Origin of the sequence: Sphingobacterium sp. JUb56 (genome assembly GCF_014191365.1) — a bacterium.
Lineage (GTDB): Bacteria > Bacteroidota > Bacteroidia > Sphingobacteriales > Sphingobacteriaceae > Sphingobacterium > Sphingobacterium anhuiense.
The window spans coordinates 872,562-887,162 of the sequence record NZ_JACHWL010000002.1 but is presented as its reverse complement, the minus strand read 5'-3'; the positions used below and the strand labels follow the sequence as shown (position 1 = coordinate 887,162).

The following is a 14,601-nucleotide window of genomic DNA, read 5'->3' as shown; positions in this document are numbered from 1 at the left end:
GAGCAACTAACCCAGTAGCTCATGAATATCTTCTGAAGAGAGTGATTTGATAAAACTTTCTTCAGTGGTAATTAAACTTTGAGCAATGGAACGCTTCCTGTTTTGCATTGCAAGTATTTTCTCTTCGACAGTATCTTTTGAGATGAATTTGTATATAAAGACATTTTTTGTTTGTCCAATACGGTGAGATCTATCAACAGCTTGTTGCTCCACAGCAGGATTCCACCATGGATCTAAAATAAATACATAGTCCGCTTCAATAAGGTTTAGGCCTACACCGCCGGCTTTGATGGATATTAAAAACAGCTTGGTGTCTTTATCTTCTCTAAATTGACTAACAGCTTCGTCCCTATTTTTTGTGCTTCCATCCAAGTAGGCATAATTAATACTTTTTTTGTCAAAATAGCTTCTGAAAATATTCAACTGCTTGACGAATTGAGAGAAAATCAATACTTTATTACCATTTTGAAGTACTTTTTCAAGTGTTTCAATGACAGTATCGAATTTACCCGAATTGCCTGTGTATTCCTGATCAACCATTTTCGGGTGGTTGGCAAGTTGTCTCAATTTAATCAATCCTTGTAATAATGCGATCTGATTTGATTTTGCTTTTCCTGCGAGCTGATTGTCTAAAATGGCATTACGATATTCCGATTTAACCTTTTCATACAGTTCATGCTGTTTCTCTGACATTTCGCAGTAAAGGACCTGTTCCGTTTTTGGAGGTAATTCCGTTGCTACTTGATCTTTAGTTCTGCGTAAAATGAACGGTTTAACTATAGTTTGAAGTCTTTTTGCTTTTTCTTCATCCTTTTTCTTTTCGATTGGTTGAACAAATTCTTTTTGAAAATAAGTATAACTACCCAAGAGGCCTGGATTTGTAAAATGCATCTGTGTCCATAAATCAGAAACTGAATTTTCTACGGGTGTTCCGCTTAATGCTAATTTATGTTGACTTTTTAGACTTTTGATCGCTTTAAATGATTTTGATGTTGGATTTTTAATGTTTTGACTTTCATCAAGAATGATATAGTTGAAGTAAAACTGATTTAAAAATTCCTCATCAATACGAGTGATACCATATGTAGTAATGACCAGATCATACGGAGAAAGCAACTGTGGGTCTTTTAATCTATTATTTCCCGTATGCAGATAAATCTTAAGATCAGGAGCAAATTTAGTAGCCTCATTTTGCCAATTGTAAATTAATGAGGTTGGCAATATTAGTAAAGATGTTTTGACAGCATGGTCTGCTATTAATATTTCTTTTTGATGTTGCAGTAGGGCTAATGTTTGAATAGTTTTACCAAGACCCATATCATCTGCCAAGCATCCTCCAAATTTATATTGCTGTAAGAAATTGAACCAATTGTAGCCAGCCCTTTGATAAGGTCGGAGTTGACCATGAAAATTTTTAGGTAATGGTGCATCAGCGATTTCTTCGAAATCAGCTAATTTTTTTAATTTTCGACTAAAGGTAAGTTCTGTATGTTCACTGATTTCATACAGCAAGCCTAGATGAATTTTATTTAATTTTAATTCATTCTTATCCCTAGAGAATTGAAATAAGTGATTGTATTGTGCAAACCACTCTTCAGGTATCATCGCGATCTCTCCATTGGGTAAAGTAAATTCTTTAATGTTATGAAGGATATGATGACGCAATTGAATAAAAGGAATTTCAAAAGGACCAAATTTTGCGATCGCTTTGATATCAAACCAGTCGTTATCCTCATTGATGGATATATCAATGGAAGTTTGGCCGATGAAGAATTTCTTTTCGGCTACATCCTGAATGATTTCAAACCCTTTTTCCCGCAATACCAAATCATTTTGACTTATCCAATCAAAAATAGAAGGCCGTTTTCCAAGTATTTCTTTTGGCAGTAAATCATTAGAGTGGGGATATAGTTTTTCTAAACCAAGCTCAGTAATGATCTTTGCCTGATTTTCTTCCCAAATAATCGATCTTTTTATACGATGGAAAGTATACAGATCATTTTCCTCATCATATTCCATACGAACATTGACCTTATTGTCTTTTCCAGACGAAAAGATATAAGGCCCATATTGAAACTGCAATTCAACATGCGAATCACCTTCCTCATGATAGATTAATTTTAATATTGGGTTGGCATTATGTTGATGGGTTTTGATCTCAAAGCCTTCAGCATATACATTATATTTCTCTATTAAGCTACAAACAAAAGTTTCAAAATATTTTTTCTCGGTACTTCTGGATACAGATATGAATCTTTTATTTAAAAAAGGGCTGAGTTTTTTCCCCTCTAATTGTTGGTCGAAGTGGAATAGGGTATTGTTTAAAAGTAGCCAAGCTTGTTCATTGACAATGACTTGTGCGTTCTTAAACATGAATTCCATACGATGGTCTTCATATTTAATCGTTGGAAAATAGCGGGTTTCCTCTTCATTTCTTCTAAAATGGAAAAGTACGGAAGCGGGTTGAGGAGCAATCAATAGTTTTTGATCTGCAGGATAACCATCTTTGCTCATGAGGAATATAGGCTTCTCTCCAACAAGGGCAAAGAATTGTAACAATACCTGATCAATTTTTGTTCTTAATAATTCATACAGATTTTTATCAAATACTTTTGAAAAAAAGTCTACGGGTCTTATTGCTTTTTTATGGAACTTTTTAATAAGGCTTGTTTGCTCAATTTCATCTAATAATCGGATTAATTTATAATCCAATTCATCGACCGCTTGCGCATATTCATTGACTGTATTGCTAAATACGCGTTGATATCGAAGTGAATATGTCCCATTTGGATTTAACTTAACCACATGTGGTTCTATTAAATAGCCCAAGTAAGGATGTTCGCAGATTGAATAAACAATTCGGTGTGATGAAGATAACTTTGTTTGTTGCATTAATATATTCGTACCTCTAAAAAGGTTTCTAATATACAGATTAATCTATATGATGTTGCTAAAATTTGTTAATAAATTTATGCTCAATGAACATAAACGTGGATTTTGTTTATGTTCATCAAGTAATATTTGACTTTTTAATAAATTTTTTGGTCAGTCAAAGATGGGGAATTAAATCATTCCTTCGAAAACAAATGTGGCAGGGCCCTTCAGGTAAACTTCTGTAAAGGAAGTTCCGTCTTTAAGAAAGGAAATATACAATTGACCTCCTAATACACGGATAGGTATTGTTATTTGTCCATTTAGATTTTCGTGGAGAGCTATAGTCATCGCTGCTGCAGTTGCTCCGGTGCCACAAGCAAATGTTTCATCTTCAACACCTCGTTCAAATGTACGTAAGAAATATCCGGAGTCGACTTCTTTTTCGATAAAATTGACGTTGATACCCACTGTTTTGTAGATCTCATTGTTTCGAATCTCATAACCTGCCTTGAAAACATCTAAATCAACCAGATTATGCATAAACTTAATATAGTGAGGGGAGCCTGTATTGATCACGTATGCCTCTTCATCACGGCTTATTTCTTGAACATCAATCATCTGCAGGTCAATCAAATTATTTTCTAAATTGGCATGATGACTTCCATCTACTGCCAAAAAGTCAGTTTTGTCAGATATTAATTTGAGATCTCTAGCAAATGCAACAATACACCGGCCCCCATTGCCACACATAGTTCCTTCTCGTCCATCCGAATTGTAATAAATCATCTCAAAATCAAAGTTTTCTTTTTCTTGCAATAACATCAGGCCATCTGCACCGATACCAAATCTTCGGTCACAAAGCTTTTGTATCAAACCCTCATTCTTACTGTCGAAATGAAGCTTTCTATTATCAATTAGAATAAAGTCATTGCCGGCGCCTTGGTATTTTGAAAATTTAATTTTTGATTCCATTTGAGTGATTGTATCTAGCAAAATTAACTTTTCTGTTACAGATAACATAGGGAAAGTTAAGTTTTGTTAAAATAGTCTTTCATAGGCTTTAATTAACATTTTTTAACGTGTCTAATTTGCAGAGAATATTGAAATGGTACTAGATTTGAAAAGTATCTGTTATATTTATGTAGAATAAATTTTCGGGATAAATATCAATTTGAAGTATATCATATTTAATAAAAAATTTAGAAGCTATAGTTTATGAACAAAGTAAGTTTAACTTTATTAACAGCAGTCTTCGGTGGAGCCGTAGCCCTTGGGGGTTATAAGCTTTTTGAAAATAAAAAGTTTGAAGGAATGTCTATCGAAGACAAACAGAAAGTATATTTTGCGAACAATCCAACTGGAGTGATGTCCTCAACAGGAAATCCTGATTTTACACAAGCTGCTGCTATTGTGTCTCCGGGGGTAGTTCATATTAAAACAACATATACGAGACAAGCGCCTCAAGGTGGTGGATCGGGTTCTCCTTTCGACATGTTTGAAGAGTTTTTTGGAACACCGCAGGGCCGTGGTCGTCAACAGAGACAGGCACAACCTGTCCAAGCGTCAGGTTCGGGAGTAATAATAACAGAGGATGGTTATATTGTAACAAATAATCACGTTGTGGAGGACGCCGATAAGATTGAGGTTGTCTTGACAGATAAACGTTCCTTTGAAGCAAAAGTAATAGGTCGAGATCCAAATACGGATTTGGCCCTTCTTAAAGTGACAGGTAAAGGTTTGCCTGTCGTGAAGCTAGGGAACTCGGATAATGTCAATATCGGAGAATGGGTTTTAGCGGTAGGATATCCACTGGGATTACAGTCTACAGTAACTGCAGGTATAGTGAGTGCTAAAGGTCGTCAGATTGGGATCTTAGGTGAAAGTCAACAACAACCAAGAGGATATGGCAATCAGGACCAACCTCCTGTGAATTCTTCAATTGAGTCTTTTATCCAGACAGATGCCGTTATTAATAGAGGTAATAGCGGGGGAGCATTGGTTAATGCACAGGGTGAGTTAATCGGTATTAATTCAGCAATAGCATCACCAACAGGGGTTTATGCTGGATATGGTTTTGCAATACCAGTTAATTTAGTTAAAAAAATTGTTGACGATTTTATTGAGTTTGGAAATGTTAAGCGTGGATACATTGGTATTACCTTTACTGAAATTACACCAGAGTTAGCGAAAGAAAAAGGATTTACAGATGTGAATGGTCTGTATGTTCAAGATATCGTTAAAGGTGGAGCTGCTGAAGCTGCAGGAATTCAGAAAGCAGATTTGATTACGAAAATTAATGGTAAAGTGATTACTTCTTCGCCAGTTCTACAAGAAACAATCGGTAGATTACGTCCTGGAGATAAAGTTAAATTAACGTTTAAGCGCGATGGAAAAGAGAAAGAGGTGACGGTAACTTTAAAAGGCGAAGAAATTAATAAAGCTGCAGCTGGTGATAAATCAAGTAAAAGTGCTACCGAAATTTATAATAAGTTAGGTGCTAGCTTCATGCCTGCTTCTAGTGAGAAGAAAAAAGAATTAGGAATTAACTCAGGTGTTGTAGTGACGCAAATAAATAAAGGTGGTGTATTTGAATACTTTGGAGTAGAAAGAGGATTAGTGATAACAGAGGTGAATGGGGTTCCAGTTAATAATGTTGACGAAATTGAAGCGGCATTAGGTAAAACAAAACGTAATATTGTAAGTTTAAAAGGAGTTCCTGAGCGTGGAAGTACTGTTATTATTAATGTTCCTATTGAATATTAATTAGATTTTAGGTTGGTTATGGAAAGGTGGTTTCGGAATCGGAATCACCTTTTTTTAGTTTATATATACCACTTATAATAGCAATATTATCATTATTTTTAAGGCATGAAAATTTTAATGGTTTGTTTAGGAAATATTTGTCGCTCACCATTGGCACATGGTATTCTGAGCCATATGGCAAAGGAAGAAGGTTTAGATTGGACAATTGAATCTGCTGGAACAGGAGACTGGCATATTGGTCAAAGCCCAGACCGTAGATCTATCGCTGTGGCTAAAAAATATGCAGTAGATATTTCACAACAAAAGGCAATGCATTTTAATCCTCGTTTATTTGAAATCTATGATCATATTTTGGTAATGGATCACCAAAATTATAAGGATGTCGTTGCACAGGCATCAACAAAAGAAGAAAAAGATAAAGTTGCTTTATTTTTAGTTAATGATATTGTTCCAGATCCCTATTTTGATGAAAGCTTATTTGAACCTGTTTATAAGATGATCGAAGCTCGTTGTAAAGAATTAATCAAAGCGTGGAAGTAATAACATGAAATGTCTAGAACCCCATATTTTCAGGAGATAGGTACATCTTGCTAATCTCGCGCTGAGATCTACTTGAGGTAAAATTGATAATCTGAATGTACTATGTTTCATATTCACATTTATATATTAGTATATAAATTACAATTTATCTAAGTTTGTCTTTATATCTAAGATTGTCTTTATATGAATGCATCAGAAGTAAATAAGAAATGGGTGATTTTGCAACATGAGATTGCACAGTCATTTGATATGGATCTACCAGATTTAAAAGTGTTTTTATTTCTGATAGGTGTCCAGGAATTAGGGAAAGGACCGCAGACTTTTTCAAAAAGAGAAAAAGAAGAGTTGATGCATATAGCTAATTGCCGACTTTTTAGTGCAATGGGCTTTTATGAGCTTAAGGGGTTGGACGAACAAGGATGGCCACATTGGGAATTGATTAAGCCTATTCCTAATTATACATTGCTTGAACAAGAGTTGATCATAAAATCATTGATCATTGATTATTTTCAAGAGCTAAATGTAATTTAATAAAACGTAATGAAAAGAATTGTTTTAAGTTTATTTTTTTGTGCTTTATCGATCGTAGTATTTGCCGCAAAGCCTGCGTTTAAATATGTACGTATTCAAACAGATAAAGGAGTAGTTGTTTTAAAATTGTATAATGAAACACCTAAGCATCGGGATAATTTTATAAAATTGGTGAAAGAAAACTATTTCGACAGTTTATTGTTTCATCGTGTTATACAGAATTTTATGATTCAAGGTGGAGATCCTGATTCAAAAAATGCCAAATTAGGACAACTGTTAGGTGATGGTGGCCCAAGTTATACAATTCCTTCAGAAATACAATCGGGATTATTTCATAAAAAAGGTGCTCTTGGTGCCGCACGTGACGATAATCCGGCAAAAGCGTCCTCTGCGTCACAGTTTTACATCGTACAGGGCAAGAAATTTACGAATGCAGGTCTGGATAGTTTAGAAACTTTACGAATGAAAGGCGTAAAATTTACTGAAGCACAACGCACAACTTATACAACCGTGGGTGGTACTCCGCATTTGGATGGAAATTATACGGTATTCGGAGAGCTGGTCACTGGAACGGATGTTATCGACGCGATTGCCGCTGTAAAAACGGATAAAAATGATCGTCCTTTAACTGATGAGCGTATGTATGTTAAATTATTAACGAAAAGAGAAGCAATTAATTTGGAACGTGAATTAAAGGGTTTAAAACCTCAGAACGGTTTCTTTACAAAGATTGCAGATTTATTTTCTTCTCAAAATTATTAAGCTTCAAAAAAGATTACTGTGAAAATAGTTACTTATAACGTCAATGGTTTACGAGCGGCCATAAAAAAAGATTGGTTAGGTTGGGTAAAGGAAGTAAATGCAGATGTTATATGTTTGCAGGAGATAAAAGCGACTCCAGATCAAATTCCTGAAATAGCATTGCTGGAACAGCTCGGTTATGAACATTATTGGTACCCTGCTCAGAAAAAAGGATATAGCGGTACCGCTATATTTACTAGAATAACACCAAAACATGTTGAGTATGGATGTGGACATGAGGATTATGACTTTGAGGGACGAATTATTCGTGCAGATTTTGATGATTTGTCCATCATGAGTACTTATTTTCCTTCAGGCACCACGGGAGATATCCGACAAGATTTTAAGTATCGGTTTCTTGCAGATTTTCAGGATTATTCGAATCAGTTACTACAGGAAAAGCCTAATTTAATTGTATGTGGTGATTATAATATCTGTCACCGTCCGATTGATATTCACAATCCGAAATCAAATGCTAACTCTTCAGGTTTTTTACCAGAGGAAAGGGAATGGATGGAAAATTTTATAAACTCAGGGTATATTGACTCTTTCCGTCACTTAAATCCAGATCCGCATCACTACAGCTGGTGGAGTTATCGCGCAGGAGCACGTGCTAGAAATTTAGGTTGGCGTATTGACTATAATATGGTATCAACTGCTTTAGCAGATCGAATCGAATCGGCTGCAATATTAAATCAGGCGGTACATTCTGATCACTGTCCGGTTGTCCTTAACTTAAAATAATACTATGTCGAAGCAGTAGCTTCCATATTTAATGATGGAATAAATTTATCGTCATTTACAACACAAAAGAAAAGGCCCTAATTTTTTATTAGGGCCTCTTCTTTTTATACAATATACGTTGCTATCTAACAGCTTGTATAATAGACAACTGTTGTGCTACTTTTTCAGCGATTGCTATAAATGCTTTGGTTGTTGGATCTTCTTCATCAATAGCGATTGGAAAACCGTTATCTCCGGCATCAGAAATCCCCTTTAATAAAGGAATCTCCCCTAAGAAAGGTATTTTGTATTCTTCTGCTAGCCTTGTTCCTCCACCTTTACCAAATATGTAATATTTGTTTTCAGGTAATTCTGCTGGTGTGAAGTACGCCATGTTCTCCACGATACCCAGCAATGGGATATTGATAGAGTCCATTAGAAACATTCCCATACCTTTAATAGCATCAGCTAGTGCTACATGCTGTGGTGTCGTTACAATGACTGCACCTGCAATAGGATAGTTTTGGGCAACAGTGATATGGATATCTCCGGTTCCTGGTGGCATATCGATCACTAAATAATCTAAATCACCCCAATCAGTGTCATTCAATAATTGTTTGATAGCCGATGTTGCCATTGGACCTCTCCATGGAATAGGCTGATTTGGATCGGTGAAAAATCCGATCGATAACAATTTGATACCAAACTTTTCTATAGGCTGTATTTTAACAGTACCATCTTCATGTTGTACAGATTGAGGTTTTTCACCTTCTAAGCCAAACATAATTGGAAGGGAAGGGCCATAGATATCGGCATCTAAAAGTCCTGTTTTTGCACCTTTAGCATGTAATGATAAGGCTAGGTTTGCAGCAACAGTCGATTTACCCACACCACCTTTTCCCGAAGAAACAAGGATGATGTTTTTAATTCCTAAAAGTTGATTTCCTTCTTTACCTAATACACGTGAGGTCATGTGAACATCTACTGCAATATTCTTGTCAATAAAATGCGCAATAGCATTGCGACAAGCATGTTCTATATGATCCTTAAGTGGGCATGCTGGAGTTGTTAAAACAACTTCGAAAGATACTTTTTGATCTTCAATCACAATATTCTGAATCATATTGAGCGTAACCAAATCTTTTTTCAAATCTGGCTCTTCGACATATGATAATGCTTCTAGTACTTGTTCTTTGGTTATCATCTGATATATGGATGCATGTATATTAAACTACAAATTTACTGAATGATAAATTAAAACTTGTCATAAAGATGTTTTTAATGATATTAAGATTTAATTTTTACATTTGAGTATTCAAAATCGAGTGTGATACGTTGTTATAATATGTCCAATAATCTTAAGACCCTTCTTCGCTCCAAGAAAATGCGAATCTTGTACATTGTATTAGGAATTATTTCTATATTTATAGTAGCAGGAGGTGTATTCGCATATCAAAAAAGAGACGGTATCTTGTTGTCTGCAATTAACAAGGCAAAAGAAAAACTTGCGACCAAGTATGACTTGGACCTTAAAATCCAATATTATTCTTTTAAAGGCCTATCAGCTGTTCAGTTTCAGAATATTATTTTGCAACCTAAAGGTAAAGAGCAATTGGCCCATATTCAGGATCTGACTGTATCTATTCGAATATTTCCATTACTATTCGGTGATGTCAAATTAGGTCAGATCTTAATGAACAATAGTGCGGTCACTTTGATTAAGAAAGATTCGACAAGTAATTACGATTTCCTATTCAAGAAAAAAAATAGAGATAGCACAGCTAATGATAAAGCTGAAACTAATTTTGCAGAACTGGCCGATCGTATGCTAAAGAGCGTATTCTTTAAAATTCCAAAGGATATGGATTTACAGAATTTCGAAATATCCTATCAGGATGATAGCACTTCACAGCGTATCTCAATTCCTGAGGCAGAAATCTCAGGAGGAGATCTTAAAACAAAATTTCTGTTGAATGATCATGAAGCCGTCTGGAATCTAGAGGGCACTGTCAATCCTGATGGGAAGGAAATGTATCTCCGGTTGTTTTCTGATGCAAAAGATGTAGAGCTACCATTGTTACGACGAAAATTTGGTTTAAGAGCAAGTTTTGATGCGTTGACATTTCGTTTAAATAAGGTCGATCGTAAAAATAAAGAGTTATTGTCGCTATCTGGTGAATGGGGTTTTGAGAATTTGAAATTGAATCATTGGCGTATTTCAGATAAAGATGTTCTTTTTCCTGAAGGTTTAATGAGTGGTATTCTTAATATTGGAAAAACATCTGTTGAAATTGATAAGGAAAGTAAGGTTAAGGTTAAAGAGTTTGAATTTAATCCTTATGTAAAATATGTACATAAGCCTGATAAACAATTAGAACTGGCCATTCATACTGATCGAATTGAGGCTCAAAAGTTTTTTGATGCCATACCTCAAGGGTTATTTCATTCTTTAGAAGGTATACGTGTTTCCGGACATATGCAATATGATTTAAATTTTGCATTGAACTTTAAGAAACCGAATGAAGTGATCTTTACATCTAAAATGGATGATAAAGATTTAAAAATAGAAAAATGGGGTAATGCTAATATTCAAGAATTAAATACAGCATTTACCTACATTGCCTATGAGAAAGGAGAGCCTATGAGAACAATAGTACTTGGCCCTCAGAATAAAGATTTTACACCTTTAGATCAGATTTCAAGGTATATGCAGATATCCTTAATCAACACGGAAGATCCATTCTTTTTTTCTCATAACGGTTTTCAAGAAGAGGCTTTTCGTTTATCAATTGCTACAAATTTAAAGGAGAAAAAATTTAAACGTGGAGCAAGCACAATTTCGATGCAACTTGTGAAAAACGTGTTTTTGAACCGTAATAAAACGGTAGTAAGAAAGGTAGAAGAGATTATTTTAGTCTGGTTGATGGAGTCTTCTAAACAAGTCAGTAAGAAACGACTTTATGAAGTGTATTTGAATGTCATAGAGTGGGGGAATAATGTTTATGGTATTACAGAAGCATCTCGTTATTACTTTGGTAAAAAACCTGCAGATTTAAATTTAGGTGAAAGTATCTTTTTGTCTAGTATTGTACCTCGACCTAAGACGGGTTTATATTCTTTTGACTGGACAGGCCATCTGAAGTCAAATATGATCCGCTATTTTAATACCTATGGCAACATCATGGTTAAGACAAAGCAGATTGGAGTAGACTCTACGGTGTCTAATTATGGTTTTTATCAAGTCGAGTTGGTGCCACATCTTCGATCGGCAAGACCTGCATTTGTTGATTCAGTACAAACAGATACATTGGATCTAGAAGAGGGAGAAGATAATTTTCTAAACTTAGATGAGACAACGGAAGCCCACAAGCGATCTCTTTTTGATAAATTATTAGGGCGAAATAAAGAAGAAAAATAAATGAAACAGATACAGATAGATGAATTGCACTTTGAATTGATGATTGATGAAAATCAGATTCAAAAACGGATACGTTTGATTGGCGTTGATATTAATCATCGTTATGAATATAAAAATCCTGTATTTATTGGTGTCTTAAATGGCTGTTTCATGTTTATGAGCGACCTTTTGAAGCAGGTTGTAATTCCTTGTGAAATGTCTTTTGTAAAACTATCTTCTTATCAGGGTACCAACCAGGGGGAAATGAGTGAGCTTATAGGTTTGGGTATAGATCTTAAAGGAAGGGATGTTATTATTGTAGAGGATATAGTAGAGTCAGGTAATTCATTAAAGCATACCATAGCCTCCATCGAAAAGCAGTCACCATCCAGTGTAGTGGTATGTACGCTATTGTTAAAGCCTGAATGTTTACAAAATGATTTTGAAAACATTCAGTATGTAGGCTTTGAGATTGAAAAAGAGTTTGTTGTTGGCTACGGTATGGATTACAATGGTTTGGGACGAAATATCCCACATATTTATAAAAATATTGTTATTTAGTTTCTGAAAGTACAAGAATTAAGGTGATCGTTGACCATCCCTACAGCTTGCATATAGGCATAGCAAATGGTAGATCCAAAAAACTTAACACCTCTTTTTTTTAGATCTTTAGAAATTAAATCAGATTCTAAGGACGTAACTGCGGTGTCCTTTTGTGTTAGGATGTTGTTTTCAATCCGCTCCCGATTGGGCATAAATTGATAGAGATATTCATAGAAGCTACCAAACTCCTCTTGAATTTTGATAAAAATTTGGGCGTTTGTTATTGATGTTTCAATTTTCCGACGATGGCGGACAACTCCCGTATTTGTTAAAATGTGCTCTACATCTTCAGGAGTGAACTTTGCCACAGCTTGTACATCAAAATCTGCGAATGCCTCCTTGTATTGGGGCCTTCTTTTCAATATGGTAATCCAGCTTAATCCAGCTTGCGCAGATTCCAAAATCATAAATTCAAAAAGGGTTTTGTCATCCTTAACCTGTTTACCCCATTCCAAATCATGATACTCCATATACAGCGGGTCGTTCCCGCACCATAAACATCTTGTTGTTGACATCTGTTCGTTTTTAATTTTGGTTGAAGTTAAGAAAAGCGTTTGTAATGTTTTTTTTCTAAGCCAATTTTTATCATAACTTTACAACTCTAAAGAGTTTCAAAGCGATGCAGGTGAAGTTAAGCTACATTATTCAGTTTATTTTTTTCATTTTTTTATCTTTTGCCCATAATGCAAAAGGACAGGAGACTGTTGATTCGATAAGCAAGATTTCCATTGATTCTGTAACGATCTCAGATACTTTGGCTGTGAAACAAGTTCCAAAAGGACAGGAATTGCTCCATCCATCTTTAATACGGCCCTATCATATCGTAGAAATTGTTGGCGATGAAATTATTCTTCATAATTTGAACTCATATGCTGTTACACAATATTTTAAAACAAGTGATCTAAAAGGTAAAGATAAAGTACATGTTGGCATATTAAAATATGAACGGAAAAGGTGGGTATTATTTACAAGTCTATTTCTTTTTTTAGCATTTGCAATAGTTCGGTTTTTCTTCTCTTCAGATGTAAAATTAATTGTATCTGCATATTTTAATGAACGAATTATTGTACAAGTAAGTAAAGAAGATACCATATTAACCTCTTGGCCGTTTATCTTTTTATACCTACTGTTTTCTTTAGCACTAAGCTTATTTGTCTGTATATTTTATGCATACATCCTACAACGATTTGACTTCTTATCTTTTACCAATTATTTAAAAATATCAGCGATCATAGCAATAATATTTGCTTTAAAAATAGGATTTATAAGGTTTATAGCGTTTGTTTTTGAAATACAGCGATTAGTGAAAGAATATGTTACAATCTTATATTTAATTTACTTTAATTCATTGTTATTTTTACTGCCAGTAGTGCTTGTAGTAAGTCTTGTACCTTTAGAATATCTGTCTTATATCTTCAGTTTCACGGTAATCATCGGTATACTGCTGTTTTCTTATCGTTTTTTACGGACAGCGCTAAATGTTGTCTCTCAACAGCAGTTTTCAGTTTTTTATTTAATTTTGTATCTTTGTTGCCTAGAAATAGCACCTATTTTAATATTGGTGCGACTACTAAGCTAATTAAATGATAATATGCAAACTTCCGACGTAGAAAGAGCGAAAAAGGTAAAAAGTATATTGGTAACCTTGCCAAAGCCTGAAAATGATAAGTCACCATATGCTGCATTAGCACTGAAGTATAATTTAAAACTTGATTTTAGAGGTTTCATCCACGTAGAGGGTGTTCCAGCACGTGATGTAAGAAAAGATAAAGTTAATCTTGCTGATTTTACGGCTGTTATTTTTACAAGCAGAAATGCTGTAGATCATTTCTTTAGAGTCTGTGAAGAAATGCGTTTTGAAGTGTCTTCTGAGTTGAAATATTTCTGTATTTCTGAAACGATAGCTTTGTACCTTCAAAAGTATATTCAGTATCGTAAGCGTAAAATTTTCTTTGGAAAGCAAACAGCTAAAGATTTAGAAGACGTTCTTAAGAAGCATAAAGACGAAAATTTCTTATTTCCTTGTTCAGATGTCGCAAATGAAGAGACAAGTAAGTGGTTGAAAGAAAATGGCTATAAATTTACACCTGCTGTTCTTTTTAAAACAGTGGTAAGTGATTTATCTGATCTGAAGGATGTTTTTTATGATGTAATCGTATTCTTTAGTCCTTCTAGTGTGCAATCTCTGTATGAGAATTTTCCAGATTTTAAACAAAATCAAACCAGAATTGCTGCATTTGGTGGAAGCACACAACAAGCATTACTTGAGCATGGCTTAGTTTTAGATATTCCTGCACCAACACCTAAGGCACCTAGTATGACAATGGCGGTTGAGGAATATATAAAAATGGTAAATAAATAAAAATATC

At 34.7% G+C, this 14,601-nt stretch carries 13 protein-coding genes; 9 read left to right on the top strand and 4 right to left on the bottom strand.

The window, feature by feature from the left end; translation table 11 throughout:
- Positions 1-6: 6 nt before the first annotated feature.
- Positions 7-2,892: a DEAD/DEAH box helicase gene (locus tag FHR29_RS23220; protein ID WP_183917492.1), complete on the bottom strand. Its 2,886-nt coding sequence runs from the start codon at positions 2,890-2,892 to the stop codon at positions 7-9.
- A gap of 171 nt (positions 2,893-3,063) precedes the next feature.
- Complete coding sequence (gene dapF / locus FHR29_RS23215; protein WP_183917490.1) at positions 3,064-3,846, bottom strand: diaminopimelate epimerase; 783 nt, start codon at positions 3,844-3,846, stop codon at positions 3,064-3,066.
- Between the two features lie 243 nt (positions 3,847-4,089).
- Here dapF and FHR29_RS23210 point away from each other — a divergent pair, with 243 nt between their 5' ends.
- The 5 genes from FHR29_RS23210 (at position 4,090) to FHR29_RS23190 (ending at position 8,253) form a co-directional block, all read left to right on the top strand.
- Entirely contained in the window at positions 4,090-5,637 is a 1,548-nt protein-coding gene (locus FHR29_RS23210; RefSeq protein WP_132769341.1) for a Do family serine endopeptidase, read from the top strand.
- Between the two features lie 105 nt (positions 5,638-5,742).
- Positions 5,743-6,177 carry a low molecular weight protein-tyrosine-phosphatase gene (locus tag FHR29_RS23205; RefSeq protein ID WP_183917488.1) on the top strand — a complete coding sequence of 145 codons (435 nt, stop codon included), beginning with the start codon at positions 5,743-5,745 and terminating at the stop codon, positions 6,175-6,177.
- A 183-nt stretch (positions 6,178-6,360) separates the two neighbouring features.
- The gene (locus FHR29_RS23200; RefSeq protein WP_021188004.1) at positions 6,361-6,708 is read left to right on the top strand and encodes a hypothetical protein; all 348 of its coding nucleotides are present in this window, start codon (positions 6,361-6,363) and stop codon (positions 6,706-6,708) included.
- 9 nt (positions 6,709-6,717) lie between these two features.
- Complete coding sequence (locus tag FHR29_RS23195; RefSeq protein WP_183917486.1) at positions 6,718-7,470, top strand: peptidylprolyl isomerase; 753 nt, start codon at positions 6,718-6,720, stop codon at positions 7,468-7,470.
- Positions 7,471-7,488: 18 nt separating this feature from the next.
- The gene (locus FHR29_RS23190) at positions 7,489-8,253 is read left to right on the top strand and encodes an exodeoxyribonuclease III (protein ID WP_183917484.1); all 765 of its coding nucleotides are present in this window, start codon (positions 7,489-7,491) and stop codon (positions 8,251-8,253) included.
- A 121-nt stretch (positions 8,254-8,374) separates the two neighbouring features.
- Here FHR29_RS23190 and FHR29_RS23185 read toward each other — a convergent pair whose 3' ends face one another.
- Positions 8,375-9,436 (bottom strand): Mrp/NBP35 family ATP-binding protein, encoded by a 1,062-nt coding sequence (locus FHR29_RS23185; RefSeq protein WP_021189414.1) that lies wholly within the window; start codon positions 9,434-9,436, stop codon positions 8,375-8,377.
- A gap of 180 nt (positions 9,437-9,616) precedes the next feature.
- Here FHR29_RS23185 and FHR29_RS23180 point away from each other — a divergent pair, with 180 nt between their 5' ends.
- Positions 9,617-11,650, top strand: coding sequence for a transglycosylase domain-containing protein (locus FHR29_RS23180; protein WP_260292715.1), 2,034 nt, complete (start codon positions 9,617-9,619; stop codon positions 11,648-11,650).
- Entirely contained in the window at positions 11,651-12,190 is a 540-nt protein-coding gene (hpt, locus tag FHR29_RS23175; protein WP_183917480.1) for a hypoxanthine phosphoribosyltransferase, read from the top strand. It abuts the gene before it with no gap.
- Here the strand turns inward: hpt and FHR29_RS23170 are convergent.
- Complete coding sequence (locus FHR29_RS23170; RefSeq protein WP_132769331.1) at positions 12,187-12,747, bottom strand: DNA-3-methyladenine glycosylase I; 561 nt, start codon at positions 12,745-12,747, stop codon at positions 12,187-12,189. The genes hpt and FHR29_RS23170 overlap by 4 nt on opposite strands.
- 110 nt (positions 12,748-12,857) lie before the next feature.
- On the opposite strand from FHR29_RS23170, the gene FHR29_RS23165 reads away from it, so the two are divergent.
- Entirely contained in the window at positions 12,858-13,811 is a 954-nt protein-coding gene (locus tag FHR29_RS23165; RefSeq protein ID WP_221197919.1) for a DUF4271 domain-containing protein, read from the top strand.
- Between the two features lie 12 nt (positions 13,812-13,823).
- Positions 13,824-14,594, top strand: coding sequence for a uroporphyrinogen-III synthase (locus FHR29_RS23160; RefSeq protein ID WP_021189409.1), 771 nt, complete (start codon positions 13,824-13,826; stop codon positions 14,592-14,594).
- Positions 14,595-14,601: the final 7 nt, after the last annotated feature.